The 19041-nt window shown below is 69.8% G+C and carries 12 protein-coding genes; 4 read left to right on the top strand and 8 right to left on the bottom strand.

Translation table 11 applies throughout. The annotated features are described in order from the left end of the window. The first annotated feature begins 36 nt into the window (after positions 1-36). The 3 genes from ABZ348_RS24230 to ABZ348_RS24220 all read left to right on the top strand — a co-directional run bounded on the left by ABZ348_RS24230 (position 37) and on the right by ABZ348_RS24220 (position 4201). Complete coding sequence (locus ABZ348_RS24230) at positions 37-1758, top strand: NAD(P)/FAD-dependent oxidoreductase (protein WP_358936427.1); 1722 nt, start codon at positions 37-39, stop codon at positions 1756-1758. Positions 1759-1780: 22 nt separating this feature from the next. Next, the gene (locus ABZ348_RS24225) at positions 1781-2836 is read left to right on the top strand and encodes an NADP-dependent oxidoreductase (RefSeq protein ID WP_358936336.1); all 1056 of its coding nucleotides are present in this window, start codon (positions 1781-1783) and stop codon (positions 2834-2836) included. A 159-nt stretch (positions 2837-2995) separates the two neighbouring features. Then, on the top strand, positions 2996-4201 hold the full coding sequence (locus ABZ348_RS24220) for a cytochrome P450 (protein ID WP_358936335.1): 1206 nt from the start codon (positions 2996-2998) through the stop codon (positions 4199-4201). Positions 4202-4230: 29 nt separating this feature from the next. Here the strand turns inward: ABZ348_RS24220 and entS are convergent, their stop codons facing one another. Further along, positions 4231-5454 (bottom strand): enterobactin transporter EntS, encoded by a 1224-nt coding sequence (gene entS / locus ABZ348_RS24215; RefSeq protein WP_358936333.1) that lies wholly within the window; start codon positions 5452-5454, stop codon positions 4231-4233. A 1-nt stretch (position 5455) separates the two neighbouring features. Then, entirely contained in the window at positions 5456-5635 is a 180-nt protein-coding gene (locus ABZ348_RS24210; RefSeq protein ID WP_358936331.1) for a hypothetical protein, read from the bottom strand. 124 nt (positions 5636-5759) lie between these two features. Between ABZ348_RS24210 and ABZ348_RS24205 the strand changes: the two genes are divergently transcribed. Beyond that, positions 5760-6416 carry a hypothetical protein gene (locus tag ABZ348_RS24205; RefSeq protein WP_358936329.1) on the top strand — a complete coding sequence of 219 codons (657 nt, stop codon included), beginning with the start codon at positions 5760-5762 and terminating at the stop codon, positions 6414-6416. A 91-nt stretch (positions 6417-6507) separates the two neighbouring features. Here the strand turns inward: ABZ348_RS24205 and ABZ348_RS24200 are convergent, their stop codons facing one another. The 6 genes from ABZ348_RS24200 to ABZ348_RS24175 are packed head-to-tail and all read right to left on the bottom strand — an operon-like array spanning position 6508 to position 18803. After that, a complete protein-coding gene (locus ABZ348_RS24200; protein WP_358936327.1) occupies positions 6508-7689 on the bottom strand; it encodes an acyl-CoA dehydrogenase family protein in 1182 nt (393 codons plus the stop codon). 25 nt (positions 7690-7714) lie between these two features. Beyond that, entirely contained in the window at positions 7715-8857 is a 1143-nt protein-coding gene (locus ABZ348_RS24195) for an acyl-CoA dehydrogenase (protein ID WP_358936325.1), read from the bottom strand. Then, entirely contained in the window at positions 8854-9183 is a 330-nt protein-coding gene (locus ABZ348_RS24190) for a phosphopantetheine-binding protein (RefSeq protein WP_358936324.1), read from the bottom strand. The genes ABZ348_RS24195 and ABZ348_RS24190 overlap by 4 nt, the downstream gene beginning before the upstream one ends. Before the next feature lie 25 nt (positions 9184-9208). Next, positions 9209-10765, bottom strand: a complete 1557-nt coding sequence (locus tag ABZ348_RS24185; RefSeq protein WP_358936322.1) for an AMP-binding protein — start codon at positions 10763-10765, stop codon at positions 9209-9211. Further along, the gene (locus ABZ348_RS24180) at positions 10762-11640 is read right to left on the bottom strand and encodes an alpha/beta fold hydrolase (protein ID WP_358936320.1); all 879 of its coding nucleotides are present in this window, start codon (positions 11638-11640) and stop codon (positions 10762-10764) included. Before ABZ348_RS24180 ends, ABZ348_RS24185 begins: the two co-directional genes overlap by 4 nt. Next, positions 11637-18803 carry an amino acid adenylation domain-containing protein gene (locus tag ABZ348_RS24175; protein WP_358936318.1) on the bottom strand — a complete coding sequence of 2389 codons (7167 nt, stop codon included), beginning with the start codon at positions 18801-18803 and terminating at the stop codon, positions 11637-11639. The genes ABZ348_RS24180 and ABZ348_RS24175 overlap by 4 nt, the downstream gene beginning before the upstream one ends. Positions 18804-19041: the final 238 nt, after the last annotated feature.

Here is a 19041-nt window from a genome sequence, read left to right as displayed (position 1 = left end):
GAATCCGTGGCGCAATCGACGCGCGATCGAGAGACGATGATCGTCATCGGGGCGGGGCTCGGCGGTCTGTCCACCGGGTGCTACGCCCAGATGAACGGCTATCGGACCCACATCCTGGAGATGCACGAGATCCCGGGAGGCTGCTGCACTTCCTGGGAACGCGGCGACTTCACCCTCGACTGTTGCATCAGTTGGCTACTGGGGAGCGGTCCGGGCAATGAGATGCACCAGATCTGGTTGGAGTTGGGCGCACTCCAGGGCAAGGAGGTGCGGCACTTCGACGTGTTCAACATCGTCCGTGACCGAACGGGCCGATCCGTCTACTTCTACTCGGACCCCGACCGGCTCCAAGCGCACCTCATCGAGATCTCGCCCGTCGACGCTCCCCTGATCCGGAAGTTCTGCAACCAACTGCGGGCCTTTCGCCGCTGCCTCGCTGTCTATCCCTTCCTCAAGCCCGTGGGTCTGATGGGGAGGGTCGAGCGCTGGCGGATGCTCGCCGCGTTCGTACCGTACTTCAATGCCGTCCGGACCTCGATCTCCGTGCTGATGTCGGAGTACTCGGCGCGGTTCAAGGACCCGCTGCTGCGCGAGGCGTTCAACTTCATCCTGTACGAAAAGCATTCGGCCTTTCCAGTGTTGCCGTTCCACTTCCAGTTGGCATCGCACGCCAATCTCTCCGCGGGCGTTCCCGAGGGCGGGTCGTTGGGTCTCGCGACCTCCATCGAGCAGCGCTTTCGCCGACTCGGTGGCGAGGTGACCTACAACGCCAAGGTGGCGGAGGTGCTCGTCGAGGGTGATCGTGCGGTCGGTGTCCGGCTGACCGACGGCCGGGTGTACCGGGCGGACATCGTGGTCTCGGCGTGCGACGGACACACCACCATGATGAAGCTCCTCAAGGGCCGCTACCTCAATGACGCCTACCGTCGGCTCTACACGGAGACGATCCTCGAACCGGGCATGGTGTTCCCCGGCTACTTCACCCTCTTCCTGGGTCTTCGGCGCCCGTTCCCACAGGGGGAGCCGTGCACCACCCATCTGCTGGACGACGAACTGGCTGCCCAGCTCACGGGCATTCGCCATCCGAGCATCAATGTGCAGTTCCGCAGTCGGCACTATCCGGAGCTCTCGCCCCACGACAGCACGGTCGTCTACGCCACCTACTTCAGTGACATCGAGCCGTGGCGAGTGCTCGACGAGGGCCCCGAGCAGGTCAGTCGTCGGCGCGGCGGCGAGGAGTTGCACACCCTGCCCGTACGACACGGACGGGGGTACTACGCGGCCAAGCGCCAGGCGCGCAACGCGATCGTACGGTTCCTGGAAGGGCTGTACCCGGGGATCGAGGACGCCATCGCGGTGCGTGATGTGTCCAGTCCGCTCACGCAGGTCCGCTACACGGGCAACTACGACGGGACGGTCCTCGGTTGGCAACCGTTCGTGGAGAGCGGAGAGACCCTGGAGGAGTTGGTCAAGAAGCACGGGCCCGGGGTGCCGGGGCTCGCGAACTTCTACCAGTCCGGAGTGTGGGCCACCACCGGTGGGCTGATCCGGGCGGCGGCGGCGGGACGCCATGTGGTGCAGTTCGTCTGTCGTGACGACCGCCGTCCCTTCACCGCATCCGTGGACGAGAGCGGCCCCCCTCCGACCCATCTCGTCATCCCCGTGGGACTCCGCGCCACCGGGCGCACGGCCGGCCCGGACAGCACTTCGGATCGGCCGGAGCGCACGCGGGAGGCAGTGCCGGAGGGTGCGGAATGAGCCGTGCGATCGAGGAGCCGCAATGAAGACCCAGAAATGGGTGGTCCGGGAACACATGGAGGGCGTTCCCGATGTGGAGCGCGTCTACGAGAAGGTGGTCGAGGACCTGGTGGTGGATCTCGCCCCCGACGAGATGCTGCTGCGAACGCTGTATGTCTCGGTCGACCCCTACCTCCAGGGCATCGCCCAGGACACTCCCCTCGGGGAACACATGGGAGCGGACTCCATCATGGAAGTGGTGGAAGCCGGCCGGCACGCGGCGCACCGGGTCGGCGATCTGGTGCAGGGCTTCGGCGGCTGGCGTACGCATCTGATCAGCACCGGGTCGGCCACCCCCTGGCAGACAGGGACCTTCCCCATGGTGTTCCCCGCGTACCGCAGGCTGGACCCGCAGTGGTACGACGAGGCACTGCCCCTGGCGACGGCGTTGAGCGCTCTGGGCGGGCCGGGGATGACGGCGTGGGGAACCCTGACCAAGTTCATGACGATCAGCCCCGGTGAGACGGTGGTGGTCAGCGGCGCTTCGGGGCAGGTCGGCACGCTGGTGGGTCAGTTGGCGAAACTGGCCGGCGCCCGGGTGGTGGGGTCCACCGCGTCAGCCTGGAAGGCCGACCGTCTCCTTGAGTGGGGATTCGACGCCGTCGTCGAGTACCGCAGCGGTGACAGCGTCGACCGGGTGGCCACAGCATTGCGTCGCGCCGCGCCGGACGGTGTGGACAAGTACTTCGACAACTTGGGCGGCGCCTTCACGGACGCGGTGTTCGCCCGACTCAACGTGGGGAGCCAGGTCGCCGTCTGCTGGCAGTGGGCGACCCAGGTGGGTGGGGAGGACAGGGGTCCTCGTCTACTGCCGTACATCATGTTCCCCCGGGCGACGATCCGCGGGATCTTCTCGCTCGAATGGTTCACCCCGTCGAACTGGCAGGCGCTCCACACCGATCTCGGCGGCCGGATCAGACGGGGTGAGGTGCGGTGCGACCACACCTTCCACCACGGCTTCGAGAGCATCCCCAGTGCCTACGCAAGCCTCTACCAGGACCAGCGCAAGTGCATGGGAAAGGTGCTGGTGGAGCTCTGAGGGCATTCGTCCCGATGCACCGCATCGACTTCGGTGAGGTGGGACCGCCCCGGCCCGCCCGCTCGATGCACTGCAACCGCCGGCCCACATATCGCTGCCGGGGCCGTGCCGAGCCACCGTCACCGTGCCCCGCCCCATCGACGGGGACCAGGAGGAACCATGTCCACCGCTTCGAACGCCGACTCATGTCCCCACCGCTCCGCCAAGCCACCGATGCACCGCATCGACTTCGGTGAGGTGGGACCGCCCCGGCCCACCCGGCTTCCCGACGGCACACCAGCCTGGCTGGCGAGCCGGTACCCGGACGTACGTCAGGTCCTGTCCGACGCCCGGTTCGCCCGTTCTCCCCTGTACGCGGCGGACGCACCGGCCCTGGCTGCCGCACCCGATCTCGTGAGCAACCCCGATCTGATGTTCAATCAGGACGGTGAGGGCCATCTGCGACTACGGGCCATCCTGCGCCGTGCGTTCACCCCGAGGGCGGTCGCCCGCTGGCAGCCCTGGATCGCGGCGATGGTCGAGCAGTGTCTCGATGCGCTGGCCGAGAAGCGACCACCGGTGGACGTGGTGGCCGAGTACACCCTTCCCCTCCCTGTGATGGTGATCAGTAGATTGATGGGACTTGACGACTCGGTGCGTCCCCAGTTGCGCCACTGGGCCGAGCACGCCTTCTCGGACGGCTCGCACGATGAGAAGGAAGTGTCGGACGTGTTGGCGGAGTTCTCCACGTTCGGTGCCGAGTTGCTCGACCGTCGGCGAAATGCCCCGGGGGACGATCTGGTGAGCAGTCTGGTCACCGCCGCCGACCAGGAGGGCGGCATTCCCGAGGCGCAGTTGGTGCAGTTGGTGTGCGGGCTGGTGGTGGGGGGCCATGACAGCACCATGACCATGCTGAGCAACACCCTGCTGTATCTGTTGGGAGAACGCGCGGAGGTCTGGCGGCGGCTGGGGTCCGACGAGGGGGCGGCGGAGGTGCTGGCGGATCGGATCCTGCACCTGGTGCCGCTCGGTGACGATCGGGGCAGTGCCCGGCACGCCACGGAGGACGTCGAGGTCGGAGGCGTCCTCATTCCCGCCGGTTCCGTGGTGTTGGCCGACTGTTCCATGGCCAATCGCGATCCGGACGTCTATCCGCCCCACCCCTTCGACGACCTCTTCGCCCCGCTGGAGCGGCCCACACTCGCCTTCGGTGCCGGTCCGCACTACTGCCTGGGGGCGTGGCTGGCGAGGTTGGAGCTACGGCTCGGGCTCCATCGCCTCGCCGCCCGGTTCCCGACGCTACGGCTCGACGAACCGGGCGCTTCAGTGGAGTGGCGACTGGGTACGACCTCGCGCAGCCCTCGCCGGCTCTGCGTGCGTTGGTAGTGCAGCGCCGGGTGTGGGGGCGGTCGGCCTCACACCGAGCGGACCAGTCGGCGCAGGGTGGGGAGCAGCAGGGCCGCCACCACGGTACCGACGACCCCTATCAACGCGTAGAGCAGGAAGGTGTCACGCGGTGAGGCGATCGTGGAGATGCCGCCGGCGACCGCGGCGCCCAACGCGATTCCGGTGGTCACCTGGGCGGTCCAGAGGCCAGCAACCCGGCCGCGGAACTGGTCCGGTGTGTTCTCCTGCACGATCGTGAATCGCAGGACGTCACCGGCGAGCCGACCGATGCCGAACACCGCGAGCCCGACGAGGGCCCACACCAGCCCTCCTGCGAGTCCCGTGGTGGCGAGTCCCATGGCCGATACGAGCACCGCGCCGATCGCCAGGGCCCCCGAGCGGCGTACCGTTCCGGTCCAGCCGCTGGTCAGGGAGCCGAGAAGGGCGCCGGCCGCGGGGGCCGCGTAGAGCACTCCCAGTGATTCGGGGCCGACCTTGAGGACGTGCTCTCCGTACTCGGGCAGCAGCACGCTCCAGCCCGACAACACCATGGCGATCACACCGACGAGCAGCGCGGGTCCCACGATGCGGTCGCGGGAGACGAAGCGGATCCCGGCGGTGAGGGACTGGAGCACCGATTCGCTGCGGGCCACCTCGGGTGGGGGCATCGACGGCAGTCGGGTGAGACAGCTCACGGTGATCACTGCGGCGCCCGCGCAGACCGCGTAGTTCACCCAGAAATCCGTGGCAGTGACGACCAGCCCGCCGAGGGCGGGCGCGGTTGCCGAGCCGAGGTCGGCCATCAGCGCGAGCAGGGCGCCGGCCGCGGGGAGTTTGTCCGGTGCCACCAGACCGGGCGTGGCGGCCATCAGCGCCGTGCCCGAGATGCCGTCGGCGATGCCCTCGACCATGCCGCAGAGATAGATCACCCAGAGGTGTTGTTCGGGGAGCGCGGCGTTCACCGCGAGCACGGCGAAGGCAAGACCGGCGGCGGAACGAGCCACGAGGATGACCCGTCGACGGTCCGCCCGGTCGGCCAGCACCCCGCCCAGCAGTGTGCCCACGAAAGCGGCGATGCCCACGGCCACACTGACGGATGCCACCCCCACGGTGGAACCGGTGAGCGAGTAGACCTGGAGGGGCACCGCGACCATGGCGAAACCCAGGCCGAACACGGCGACGGTACGGGCGATGAAGACGTACCGGAACGCACGTCCGCGCAGCGGTGTCACATCCAGAACGAGGCGTCCCACGTCACTGCACCGTCCGTCGCGGCCGGGGAAGCACGGCCGTACGCGTCGCCAGGACATCGCCCGGTGGATGGGCATCCGTACGGGCACCGCGTGCGGTGGTGTTCCCGGCGTTGTCGGCTGTGTCGTTGGCATCGTTGTTGGCGTCGTTGTTGGCGGTCCGGGCGTCGAACGGCGTTCTCATCCCACCCCTCCTCGATGAAGTCGTGAGCACCCTACTTAATTGCGAATCCGATTCGCAATTAACCGTCGGGGGCCGGAATGCCGACCGGAATCGGCCCGGGACCAGGGAGGACTACGCTGTCCCCGTGGTTTCCGACACGACTCCCCCACCCGGCCGGCGCCCCGGCCCCAAGCCCCGACTGAGCCGCGAGAGGATCGTCGAGGCAGCCCTCGGGCTGGGCATCGAGCAGGTCTCGATCAACGCCGTCGCCAGTGCCCTGGGCGCGGCACCGGCCAGTCTCTACCGCTACATCGACAGCCTCGACGACCTCCTGTTCGCCGCGTTGGAGAGAGCCTTCGCCCACGCCCCGCTCCCCAGCGGCGAGCAGGGGTGGCGGCCCTATCTGGAGACCGAGGCCACCACCCGCTTCGAACTGCTCACGCGGTACGCGGGACTGCTCACGGACGGCACCGGCGGGCTGGAGACGGCGGCAGTCAGACGGTTCGAGCAGGTCGTCGAGGGGCTTGTCCCGCTGGGGTTCGGCGTCGACGACGCGGTGTTGGCCGTCGACGCCGTACTCGACCTGATCCATGACGGTGCGGCACAGATCGCGCATCTACGGGCCCGCGGACATGGGGATCCGGCTGCCCAACCCTTCGAGTCCCCCGATGTGAGCGCAGCGTTCCGCCGTATTCAAGACGCTCCCCGCGACCATCTCTGGCGGAAACTCGCCATCGTTCTCGACGGTCTGGCGGTACGACAGTCCGGTGGGACCCCCTCGGCACTGCTTGCACGGTCCTGAGCCCACGCTCCACCGGCGCCTGCATCCCGTCGAGTGGTGACCCATCGCCCGTCGCCGCGGGTGTTCCCGCCCACGACCGGGGGCGACTCGATCACCACTCGACGGTGTGCGCATGGAACATGTTGAATCCGAGGGTCGCCTTGCCGATGTATTCGAGACACTCGTGCGGCTTCGCCGGCATCACCGCGCAGAAGGCGGACTCACGCAGCAGCCGCCCCAACGGCGCACCCTGCCGCACACCCGCCGATCCGCAGATCCTCGCGGCGGACACCGCGAGCCGAGGTGCGACCTCACCGATCAGATACTTGGCCGCGTGCACGGCGGTGTTGGCCGCCAGGCTGCCGCGCTGCTCGTCGACGAGCCCTGCGGCCGTGTACGTCAGGGAACGCACGGCTGCCAGCTGGATCACCAACTCCGCCAATTCGGCGCGCACGACCGGCGAATCGCGCCGCCCCGGTGTCGCGGCGACGAACTCGGTGGCGTAGCGGACGATGGCGCCCGCGATCCCGAGATAGGCGCCGAGGTATCCGGCGACCATCCAGTGCGGCTCGCGAACGAGTTTGAACAGGGACACGCCGTCCACCCCGAGGAACAGCCGTTCCTCACCGAGGGCGACCTTGTTCAGGTTCATGGAGGCGGTTTCCGTGCCGCGCAGGGCTATGCCGTCCCAGACGTCCCCGAAGGTGACACCGGGATCGTCCTTGGCGACCACGAAGTGGGACACCTCGTCGTGTCCGTCCGCTCCCTCCGGCACCGCGGCGACCACGTAGTAGTCGGCCACCCCGGCGAGCGAGACGAAGGACTTCCGTCCATGGAGGACGTATCCGTCGCCGACCCGCTCGTAGGTTGTGCTCAGTCCGCGCAGTTTGGCGCCCGAACCCGGCTCCGATGTGGCCGATGCGAACATCTTCCCGTGGTCGGCGACCTGCTCGAAGGTCCAGTCGCGAAAGCGTCGGGCAGGTTTCGGTAGATCTGCGTGCGCCGCCTCGCACAACGAGCCGATGGCCACGTTGTGCATGTTGAAGCCGAGCGCCGCCGCACCGTCGCCGAGAGCCAACTCCTCCAGCACCTTGGTGTACTCGGTGAAGGAGAGTGCGCGGCCCCCCGCCGCCCGGGGCAGCAGCACGCTCAGCAGCCCGGACTCCTTGATGATCTGGTAGCTGGGGCGGGGGTCGGCGCCGCTGTCCACCGCGGCGGCGTGTTCGGCCAACCGTTCGGCCGTGCGCCGTGCGAGGTCCAGGACCGCGGGCTCGGACGTCGTGCTGGTGTTCATGGCTCTCCCTGTTCGAAGGGGTCGGTCAGTTCAGCACGGGCAGACCCAGGTCCCGGGCGACACCGATGCGCAGCAGGTCGTTGGGGCCGGCGTAGGTGGCGCTCGCCAGCGGACCGAAGAGGTCGGCGGTCAGACCGGTCTCCTCGACGAAGGACCGGACGCCGCCCAACGCCGTCGCGTGCGTGGTGAATTCGGCGTAGTCCTGGGACACAGAGATCTTGGTGAGCGCGGCATCGGTGGCCAGCCGCCGGGGCCGTTCCCCCGCGTCCAGCCGTCGGGCCATCCCGTAGAGCAGCTGACGGGACCGGAAGAGGGCCAGGGCCATGTCCGAGATCCGTGCGGCGACCAGATGGCTCGCCCCCATGGGCCGGCCGAAGTGCACCCGCCCGCGGGCCCACTCCACCGTACGGTCGAGGACGCGTTGCATGGGGCCGAGTGCGTACGCCAGCAGGAGCGCGCGCTCCCATGCGGTGGTGGTGGAGAGCAGGGCAAGGCCGGATCCCTCCTCACCGACGCGCTGGTCGCCGGGTACGAGGACGTCGTCGAAGTCGATCGCGCCCATGGGTACGTCGGGGAGGGGCAGCTTGGCGAACGGGGTGCTGCGCGTGATGCCCTCGGCGTGGAGGTCCACCAGGAAGGGGGTCAGGGCGAAGGGGTGGCGGCCCTCGTCGGTGCGGGCGAAGACCAGGGCGCGGTCGGCGACGGGTGCGGCGGTGATGAACGCCTTGCGTCCGGTGATGCGGTAGTTGCCGTCGGCTCCGCGCACGGCACGCGTCGTCATCGACAGGGGGTCGCTGCCGCCGCCGTCCTCGGTGAGTGCGTGGCACAACACCACATCGCCGGTGAGTGCCCCGCCGAGGCGCTTCCAGGCCACGTCGTCGAGCACGGCGCGCAGGGGGAGTTGGATACCGAAGATCTGCGAGGTGACCGCGTAACAGATGCCCGGGGCCACACCGGCCCTACCGAGCCCTTCGATGTCGGCGACGGTGGACACCATGGGGTCCGTGGCGGTGGTATCCATGGGGGTGGCGAGCAGTCCCAGGTCGGCGAGTGTCTTCCACTGGGTGCGGAAGTCGGCACCGGTCAGGGCGTCGGTGATCCCTTCGACCCTGCGTTGTGTGGCTCGCACCCGCTCGGCGCGGGGCCCGTCGAGTCCCAGGGTGCTCATCCGCGCCCCCCGACGAAGCCGACGGGGCCGTCCGCACTGCCCGCACTGCCCGCCGCGGTGTGGATCGCCCGCCACAGTGCCTGCGGGGTCCGGAAGTTAGCCGCGACGATGGCCCGCTCGGCGAGTGCTACGCCGTAGGCGCTCTCGACGACGGCGACGATCTTCATGATGGTGAGGGAGTCGAGCAGGCCGGACAGCAGGAGTTCCGTGTCGGGTGCGGTGTCGGGCGGGGTCTCGCCGGTCGCCTCCCGCAGGACGTGGTCAACCAGTGCGCATACGCCTTCGACGCTGGCGGCGTACGCTTCTTCGGCGGTGGCGTCGTTCATGGGTTTCTCCTCGCTCGTGGTTCGTTCAGGGCCGGGCGGCGAGTGCCGGTCGGTCCACCTTTCCGCGGTTGTTGAGCGGTAGTTCGGACACGACGCGCACCTCGTGCGGCATCATGCGGCGTGGTAGTGCCGAGGCCAGTGCGGATCTGAGCCGTTGGTCGTCGAGGTCGTCGGTCACGGCGTACAGCAGGAGCCGCGCACCGTCCGGGCCTTCCGGGCCGAGGACGGCGGCGCAGGCCCGGACGGCGGGCACGGCCACCGCTGCGCTCTCGACGTCGCCCAGGTCGATCCGGTTGCCGCGCACCTTCACCTGGTGGTCGCGCCGGCCGTGCAGCCAGAGTCGGCCCTGGTCGTCGCGGTGGGCGAGGTCGCCCGTGCGGTAGGCGCGGCGGGTGACACCGTCGGCGAAGGCGAACGGCTCGGTGGCGTCGTGCAGTTCGCCGTCGATGAGGTACCCGCGGAACACGGTGGGGCCGGCCACCACGATCTCGCCCTCCTGTCCGGGTGTGCCGTCGTCGGTCGCGAGGTCCACATGGACGCCGTCGATGGCCCGGCCGATGGAGACTCCGTCTTCGACGCTCCAATCCGGTGGTATGGCCGTGTAGGTACAGACGTTGGTTTCGGTGGGGCCGTAGAGGTTCCACCAGGTGGAGGCGGTAAATTCGGCCGTGTAGTGGCTCAGGGTCTTCGGTGGGAAGGGTTCGCCGGCGAAGGCGAGCACCCTGAGCCCGGGGACTTCGGCGGCGTTGATGCCCGCTCGTTCCCAGAGGGCGCGGTAGAGGGTGGGCACGGCGTAGAGCACGGTGATGCGCTGGTCGATCAGCCAGTTCAGTACGTCCCGGGGGAATGCCTTGTGTTCTTCGGGGAGGATCACCGCGCACGCGCCGACCAGTGCGGCACCGAACAGGTCGAAGGTGGAGAGGTCGAAGGTGAGCGAGGCTTGGGAGCCGATCCGGTCCCCAGGTTCGATTCCGAGGGTCCGGACGGCCCAACGGACGAAGTGGAGCACGTTGTCGTGGGTCAGCAGGACGCCCTTGGGCCAGCCCGTGCTGCCGGAGGTGAACAGGATGTAGGCGTCGTCCGTCGCCGTACGGTCCTGTGGGGCGAGGGGGTGGAGGGTGAGCCCGTGGGGCAGTTCGTGGTGCGGGGTCCCGGGTCTGTTGACGAGTTGTTCACAGGCCCGCGCGCCCGGCCCCGGTGCGGCGATCAGAAAGTCCAGTCCGGCGTTGTGGGCTGCTCGTGTGACGCGCTCCGCAGGGTCGGAGCAGTCCAGCGGCGCGGCCACCGCCCGGGCGCGCAGCACGGCGTAGAGGGCGGTGACGGCACTGTTTCCCTTGGGCACGAGGACACCGACCCGGTGTCCCGGGCGTACCCCGAGGTCGTGTAATCGGGCGGCCAGGGTGGTGACCGCGGCTTCGAGCCCGCCGTAGCTGAGCGTCCCGTCGATGTCACCGAGTGCCTGGGCGTCGGGGGTGCGTCGGGCGCTTGCGGCGAGCAACCCGTCGAGGCGGGTCGGTACCGGCGGTGTGGTGGGTGTGGCGGATCGGTGCGGGGTGCCGTCGTGCCGTCGGTTGCGGTTCACCGCGTTCCCACCCGTCCTCCTTCGGTGGCTTCCGGTCCTGCTGTCTGCTGTCGTTCGGCGAGGAACCGCAGGATGGTCGCGTTGACCGCGTCGGGGCGCTCCAGATACCCGAAGTGCCCGCAGTCGGCGATCTCCGCGTACTGCGCGCCGGGTACGACGTCGGCGACCTCACGGCTCAGCCAGGGCGGAACCATCAGATCGTCCGCGAAGCCGATCACCAGGGTCGGGACCTCGATCCGGCCGTACGCACTGCGTCGGTCGTGGGAGTCGGCGAGTTGGACGGCGTGTTGGGCGCGGACCCCATCGGTGATCGCGGAGCCGGACGCCTCGAAGACATCGAGCCAGTCGCGTACGGCCAGGGCGTCGCGCAGTGTCGTGGGTGAGAGGTTCTGGAGTGCGGTGATGGCCGCGTGGAAGGCGGGCGGGAGGATCACCTTCTGGTCGTGGAGGGCGCACTGTCCCGCGGTCAGCAGGTCCTGGACGGGCTCCGGCCTGGCGTAGGCGCCCATCGCGACCAGGTGGGAGACCAGGTCGGGTCGGGCGAGTGCGACTTCCTGCGCGATCCGGGCGCCCAGGGAGGTGCCGATGATGACGGCGGGACCGTCGCCGAGGTGGGCGATGAGGCCCACCACGTCCTGGACCATGTCGGTGAGGGTGAAGTCGTGGCTGTCGGTGGCGGGCGGCGGTCCTCCGTCGGGATCGATGCCGCGGTTGTCCAGGGTGATCGCGCGGTAGCCGGCCCCGACGAGTGCCGGGACCTGGTGCAGTTGCCAGACGCGCCCGGGGCTGCCGGTGCCCATGACGAGCAGGGCGGGGCGACCCGAGCCGTGCTCGGTGTAGTGCAGTCGCCGCCCGTTGATGAACGCGGTCGTCACGAGCGCCGTCCTTCGCTCGGGTCGCCGCTGTCGCGAACGGCCTCGTCATCGATGGTGTCCAGCGGTGGTACGGCGGTGGGCGGGGGGAAGAAGCCCGCGGCCATGAAGTGCCGTACGTAGCGCGCGAGCACCTCGGTGGTCACCGGCGGGCAGTTGAACCCCGAAGGCGCGAGGTGGGCCAGGGCCCGTTCCTGGCCGACGCGGGATTCGGTGTGGTCGCCGTCGTACTTGGCGTGGTGCTCGGCCAGCAGCACGGCCTGGGCGAGCGAGTCGTCGCCCTGCTCGGCCCGTTCGATGGCCTCGCGGTCGAGCCGGTCCCGCCATTGGGGGAAGGGCACGACGGGCAGTTCGTATCCTGCCGCGCGCAGTGCGTCGAGGATGTCGGCTATGGCGATCGGCTGGTCGTTGACCAGGTGGTAGGTGCTGCCGGGGGCGTCTTCGACGGTGGCGAGCCGCACGAGGGCGCCTGCCACGTAGTCCACGGGCGCCATGGTGATGCGATCGCGTTCCAGCCGGGGCGCCTGACGGAGTAGCACCATGGCCCGGATGAAGTACCAGAAGCCGTTGCCGGCGCTGCACGTTCCCGTGGCGCTGTGGCCGCTGATCCGGCCGGGTCGGTGGATGGTGGTCGGGATGGATCGTTCGGCGGCGGCCCGCATGAACTCCTCGGCCACCCATTTGCTGCTCACGTAACCGTTGGTCAGCACCTCGTCGGCGCGGAGCCTGGTGTCTTCGGCGATGACGGGCGGATTGGCGCCGGCACGGACCGCGACCGAAACGGTGGAGACGAAGTGCACGTGTTTCACCGTGCCGGTCGAGGCGATCCGCAGGACCTCCCGGGCGCCGTGCACATTGGTCTGCTTGACCGTGTCGTACGGTTCGACGTCGTTGACCGCCGCGCCGTTGTGCAGGATCGTCCGGGTCTCGGCGCAGATGCGTTCGTACCACTGGGGTGTGACGCCGAGTCGGGGTTGCGCTATGTCTCCGGGTATCGCCTCGATCCGTTCGGCGTAGTGGTCCTCCCAGATGTCGTAGCTCTCCATCGCGCTGCGGATGCGTCGGGCAGCCGCCTCCTCGTTCTCGGCCCGCACCAGGCACAGGAGGTGTGCGGAGGTCTGTTGGAGGAGTTCGGCGATGAGGAAGGAGCCGAGGAATCCGGACGCACCGGTCAGCAGTACGGTGCCCCAACCCTTGGCCGCGGCGGGGAGACCGACGCCAGTGATCGACTCGTCCAGCACGGCGTCGGCGACGAGGACGGATGCGGTGTGGTCGGGCCGGGGCGTTCGTTCGTTCGGCGTGGCGGAACCCTCGCCGCCGAGGAGTGCCGCGAGGAGTGCGGGCGTCGGCCCGTCATAGACCTGGCGCACCGACACCGCCGTCCCCAGGGCCTCGCGCAACCGGCCGACCAGGCGGACCACCAGCAGGGAGTGGCCGCCGAGTGCGAAGAAGTCGTCGTCACGACCGACCGGGCCGCCGGCCAGCAGGTCCGCGAAGACCCCGGCCACGGCCGTTTCGGCGGGGGTTCGCGGGAGGCTGCGTTCGACCGGGGCGGTGGCGGCCGGTTCGGGCAGCGCTGCCACGTCGAGCTTGCCGTTGGTCGTCAGGGGCAACCGCGCCACCGGTGTGAGGGTGGCGGGGACCATGTACGGGGGGAGCAGGTCCGCGAGGTGCTCGCGCAGTGCTGCGGCGTCCAGCGCATCCGGCGCTCCGGCCGCGGTGGGTACGAGGTACCCGGCGAGGCGCTCGGTCGTCCGGCCGTCGTCCCCGCGGGTGGGGACGACCGCGGCCTGGGCGACGGAGGGGTGGGCGACCAGCGCGTTCTCGATCTCCGAGAGCTCCACCCGATAGCCGCGGATCTTCAACTGGGTGTCCGAGCGGCCCAGGAAGTCGATGCCTCCGTCGGGTCGCCATCGAGCCAGGTCCCCGGTGCGGTACATCCGTTCCCCCGGGCCGCCGAACGGGTCGGCGACGAACCGTTCGGCGGTGAGGGCGGACCGCCCGACGTAACCGCGGGCCAGGCCCACTCCGGCGAGGTACAGCTCACCGACGACTCCGACGGGAGTGGGCAGCAGGCCGTCGCCGAGGATGTACGCCCGGGTGTTGGAGATGGGACGGCCGACGCTCGGTGTGGTGCTGTCGGTGACGTCGGCGCCCAGGGCGTTGATGGTGTACTCGGTCGGACCGTACAGGTTGTAGCCACCGACCCCCGGGGCCTCGCGCAGACTGGTCCACAGCGCGTCGCCGACCGCTTCGCCGCCCAGCGAGACGAACACCACGCCGGCCCCCTCCCCCTCACCGCGCGGTCGGGGGCGCTCCAACAGACCGTGGTCCACGAGGTACTGGCCGTAGGTGGGGGTGACGTCGAAGGCGTCGATGAGATGGCGGTCGAAGTAGTCGATGAGACCGTCGGGGTCGCGCCGCAGATCGTCGTCGAGGACGTGCACCTCGTGCCCGGCCAGCAGCCACAGGAGTTGTTCCCAGGAGGCGTCGAAGGAGAAGGACGTGGTGTGGGCGATGCGCAGCCGGCGTCCTCCTTGCGTCTCCAGCACCGGGCGGAAGATCTTGTCCTGGTGGTTGTGGAACATGTTGGTCAGCCCTCGGTAGGGCACCGCAACGCCCTTGGGCGCTCCGGTCGAACCCGAGGTGAAGATGACGTACGCCAGGTGGTCGAGGCCGTAGGGCCGGGCCGGCAGTGGTGCGGTCGCCGCTTGCGCGGCCAGTTCGGCGCGGACCTCGGGGTCGTCCAGGACGATCGTCCGGAAGTCCACCGCGCATTCCTTGGGCAGCGAATCGGCGAGGGCCCGGGTGGTGAGGACCGCGGAGGGCTGCGCCTGCTCCAGCATGGAACGCATCCGCCCGGTCGGGGTCTCCTGGTCGATGGGGACGTAGGCGGCGTGGGCCGCGAAGACGCCGAACAGGGCTTCGACCATCGACTCGGCGCGGGGCAGCAGCAGCGCCACCCGGTGCTCGGGGCCGATGCCGTACGAGAGGAGGAGGCGCCCGATGCGATGGGCCGCGGCGGCGAGTTCGGCGAAGGACAGGGTGGTGTCACCGGCGACGAGGGCGCGGGCCCGTGGTGTGCGTTCGGCCTGTTGGGTCAGCAGGTCGCTCACCGACAGGTCGGAGATCTCGGCCCGGGTGGCGTTGTTGGTTTCGAGCAGTTGTCGGCGATCGGCTGCGGAGAGCAGATCGAGCGAGTGGAGCGGTAGGTCGGGTGCGGCGGTGAGCAGTTCCAGACAGTGGACGTACCGGTCGAACAGGGTGGCTGCCGCGGTGTCGTCGTACGCGTCGGTGCGGTACATCAGGCGCAGGGCGATCGCGTCGGACTCGGGGGTGACGGCCATGCTGAGGGGATAGTGCGTGGCATCGCGCACCGAGGCGCCGGTGCGCCGCAGGTCTGCGTCCGGCCCGAAGCGTTCGTCGGGTGACTGCTTCGGCAGGTTCTGCACCACGAAGAGGGTGTCGAACAACGGGTTGTGGCCGGCGAGTTGTTGGAGCCGGGACAGACTGGGGTGCGAGTGGCGCAGTTGGAGGGACTTCTGGCGGTGCAGTCCGGCCAGCGCGTCGCGGACGGAGGTGCCCGGCCTGGCGGCGACCCGGGTGGGCACCGTGTTGAACAGGAGGCCCACCATGGTTTCGATGCCGTCGAGCTCGGGCGGGCGTCCGGAGACAACACTGCCGAACACCACGTCGGACGAGCCGCTCATCCGCATCAGCAAGCCGGCCCAGGCCAGTTCCAGGACCGTGCTGACGGTGGTTCCCGTGGTCCGGGCGAGTGCGGCCACCTGTTCGATGAGCTGTGGGGGGAGCTGACGGCTCTGTTCGCCGGTGTGGTCGGCGGTGGCGTCGACTCCCGGGGCGTCCCTGGCCAGCAGGGTCGGTTGCGCATCCGCGAGCAGTCCGCGCCAGGCTTCCTCGGCCGTGTCGACGTCCTGCTGGCCGAGCCAGCTGAGGAAGTCGCGGAAGGGCCGTGGGCGGGTGGCTTCGGCGGGGTCGGTGTAGAGCCTGAGCACCAGGTTGAGCAGGAGCCGAATGGACCAGCCGTCGACAAGGACGTGGTGGGCCGTGAACAGCAGTCGGTGCCGGTCGGGCGCGAAGGACACCAGGCCGAACCGGGCCATGGGCGGGCGGGCCGGGTCGAAGTCGGCGTGGTACTCCTCGTCGGCGAAGCGCCGGGCCGCGCGCTCGGTGGTGGGGTCGTCCGCGTCGCGGAGGTCGAGGTGGCGCCAGGGGAGGTCGATCCGTTCCGGGACGACCTGGACGAGTCGCCCGCCCAGATCGGCGTAGCCGGCGCCGATGGTCGGGCAGCGTTCGAGTGCCTCGACGACGGCCCGGTGCAATCGGTCCGCATCGAGCGGACCGGTCAGCTCCAGGGTGGTCTGGGAGGTGTAGACGTCATCCGCCTTGTCCTGCGCGCTCAGCAGATGGAACAGCAGCCCCTCTTGGAGGGGCGACAGGGGGAGGACGTCGCGGAGCGGGCCGAATGTGTCTTCCAGCGTGCGGCGTTCGACCGTGGTGAGGGGCACCAGGGGGGACTGGTGGTCGGACGGGGTGGGGGTGGCGAGCACGCACGCGAGGAGTGCGTCGGCCCAACGGTCGAGGAACGCGCTGCCGGACTCTTCGGCCTCCGCGGTGACGGTGAGCACCGCACGGCGCGCTCCCCCACCGAACTCCCAGCGCACGGACGGGTCGGGGCCGTTCGACGGCAGCGGGTGCCCGGTGGGGGTGTCGGCTTCGTCGCCCGGATCGGTGAGGGTGACGGTGAGGCGGAGGTCCGGCTCCGGTGCTTCGTCGAGGGCTCCGGCGGTGTGCGGGCTGATGTCGCGGATCAACCGGTAGCTGGTGGCGTTGACGGGATCGACGGGTGTGATGGCCGCGAGGAGGCGTTCGCCGTCCGGTGTCCGCTCGCCCTCGTCGTATCCCGGCAGGAGTACGGGGAAGGTCCGTCGGCACCGTCCGGCACCGACGGTGGGATACCCGTCCCGGTCCGGCTCGTCGACCTCGATGAGTGCAGTGGCTGGCGGGCGCAGGGCGTGGCGCAGGGCGGCGAGGGCCGCGTCACGGAGTGCGCTGCCGCCGAGCACGGCGGCCGAGGGGGGTAGTTCGACGGTGCGCGCCAGCGGTGTGGTGCCGGGTGGCACGAGGGGCTGCGGGTGGGCGGCGGCTTCTTCGAGGAGGTCGAGCCATGCTTCGGCGCGGTCGGCAAGATCCAAGTCATCGGCGAGTTCCGCGGTGCGGTCGAGGTAGTCGAGATAACTCCCCGCAGCCGTCGCGAGCGGATGGGCCGCGGAAGTCTCCGGGGTATCGGGGCCCTCGGTGTCCTGGGCGGGCCGTGGTTCCCGGACGGTGTCGAACGCGGCGAGGAGCACCCGCCACGATTCCTCGTCCACCCAGGTCGTGGGGGCCGTGAGGGTGACGGTGGGCGCGGGGCCGCCCGCTCCCCGGAGCCGGGCGCTGAACCGCCGGTCGTCGGCGGTCTCGGTCAGTGCGGGCCGGTCCAGCACCTCTGCCGCGTCCCGGATCCGCCACGGTCCGGCCTCGTCGCTGAGGCACAGGGCGTCGTGTCCGGCGAGCAGGGCATACACCGCCGCGGCGACCAATTCGGGGGGCGTGCCAGGCCGCAGGCGTACGGTGCGCGACGTGGTGTCCGCCGGATGACGGGTCGGCCCGTCGTCGGAGTGGGCCAGCGCGGTGGCGATCTCGGATGCGCGGGGGGTGAGCTCCCGGTGGGTGAAGCGCGCCAGTTGGGAGAGGCGGAGCCCGGGGTGGAAGGCGGCCTGGCCGAGGACGCCGATGACCGTCTCCAGCAGTCCGCGGGCCGTGTCGCCGTCGAACAGGTCGAGGGAGTAGAGGACGGAGACGCCCAGGGGGCCCTCGGGCCGCTCGTGGATGGCGAAGGTCAGATCGAGTTTGGCCTGTGTGTGCGTGGGTTCGACCACGTCGACGCCGACTTCGCCCAGGTGGAGGCGCGGCCAGGGACGGGTGGCGGCGATCATCACCTGGAACAGTGGGTTGCGCGCGGGCGAGCGCGGCGGATTGAGCCGTTCGACGACCCGTTCGAAGGGGATGTCTCGGTGTTCCAGTGCGCCGACCATGGAGCGTTGTGCGCGTTGGAGGAGTTCGTTGAAACTCGGGTCGTCGGTCAGGTCGGTGCGCAGGACGACGGTGTTGCTGAAGAAGCCGACCACGTCTGTGAGGGCGGAGTCCGCGCGGAGGTCCACGGGAGTGCCCAGGGGGACGTCGGAACCGCATCCGCTCTGGCTCAGGGCCGCCGCCACCGCTGCTTGGAGGAGGACCAGGGGGCTGATCTGGTGGCGGCGGGCCAGTGCCACCAGGGCGTCGGAGAGTTCGGGGGCCAGCCACCTCCGGTGTTGTGCTCCCGCGAAGGTGGCCTTCCTGCCGCGCGGACGGTCCAGGGGAAGGGGAATCTCGGCGTCCAGTCCGGATAATTCCCTTTCCCAGTAGTCGAGTTGGGTGCTGTGCAGGCTCTCGGGATCGTCGGGGCCGCCGAGGTGTCCGGTCTGCCAGCGCACGTAGTCGATGTAACGGATGGCGGATGCTGCCTCGGGTTCCGCCGTGTCGCCCCTGAAGCTCCGCTCGATCTCGGTGAGGACGGTGGGCAGGGAGCCTCCGTCGCCCGCGATGTGCGGCAGGGTCAGCACCACGGCCACCAGTTCCCCGGTCTGCTGCACGAGGAGCACCCGCAAGGGGCTGTCGACGGCCAGGTCGAAGGGTTCGGCCTGGACCCTGCGGGCCAGTACGTCGATGTCGGCGGCGCGGTCTGCTGACGACGGGTCGAGTTCGGCCGAGATGATCCGCGCGGGGTGCTCGTCATGGATCACCTGGTAGGGCTCGCCGTCCTCACCCAGGTGGTAGGTGGTGCGCAGGATCGCGTGTCGGTCCACCGCGTGGGCGAGCGCCTTGGTGAGCTCCTCCACCGAAAGGGTCCCCTCGGGGTGGAGTTTCAGGCAGATGTTGTACGCCGCGCTGGTCTCGTCGAGTTGCTGGTGGTACCACATGCGTGCTTGCGAGGGCGACAGGGGAGCCGGGCCGTTGTCGGTGCCCGCCCTGACCCGACCGAGGGCGAGTGATTCGGGCGAGTCGAGCAAGCCGGCCCGGGAAAGCATCTGCTGCAAGCGTCGCTGCTGTTCACGAGCGGTCACGAGGTCTCCTGCTCCTGCGCCATCGGGGTGATCGCCCCGTCCCGGTGATACGGGGCGAGGGGCTGCTTCGCCCTTGTGTACGGGGACGCCCTTGTGTACGGGGACGGGTCTCCTGCGTCGACGGAGCACCGGGGCCCCTGGGTGAGTGGCCGGGCGTCCCACTGCGGTGCCGTCCGTGCGGGTCGGGGCGCTCGGGTGCGGTGGGGCGTGCCCGACCGTGCGAGGACCATCGCGGGGG

Origin of the sequence: Streptomyces sp. NPDC005963, from assembly GCF_040638655.1 — a bacterium.
GTDB lineage: Bacteria > Actinomycetota > Actinomycetes > Streptomycetales > Streptomycetaceae > Streptomyces.
Note: the sequence above shows the minus strand (reverse complement) of the source record. Positions and strands in the feature narration are given on the sequence as shown.

Excerpts from the sequence above, each read along its gene's own strand:
- ABZ348_RS24230 (WP_358936427.1), top strand. The coding sequence starts at position 37 with ATGATCGTCATCGGGGCGGGGCTCGGCGGTCTGTCCACCGGGTGCTAC.
- ABZ348_RS24225 (WP_358936336.1), top strand. The coding sequence starts at position 1,781 with ATGAAGACCCAGAAATGGGTGGTCCGGGAACACATGGAGGGCGTTCCC.
- ABZ348_RS24220 (WP_358936335.1), top strand. The coding sequence starts at position 2,996 with ATGTCCACCGCTTCGAACGCCGACTCATGTCCCCACCGCTCCGCCAAG.
- ABZ348_RS24210 (WP_358936331.1), bottom strand. The coding sequence starts at position 5,635 with ATGAGAACGCCGTTCGACGCCCGGACCGCCAACAACGACGCCAACAAC.
- ABZ348_RS24200 (WP_358936327.1), bottom strand. The coding sequence starts at position 7,689 with ATGAACACCAGCACGACGTCCGAGCCCGCGGTCCTGGACCTCGCACGG.
- ABZ348_RS24195 (WP_358936325.1), bottom strand. The coding sequence starts at position 8,857 with ATGAGCACCCTGGGACTCGACGGGCCCCGCGCCGAGCGGGTGCGAGCC.
- ABZ348_RS24190 (WP_358936324.1), bottom strand. The coding sequence starts at position 9,183 with ATGAACGACGCCACCGCCGAAGAAGCGTACGCCGCCAGCGTCGAAGGC.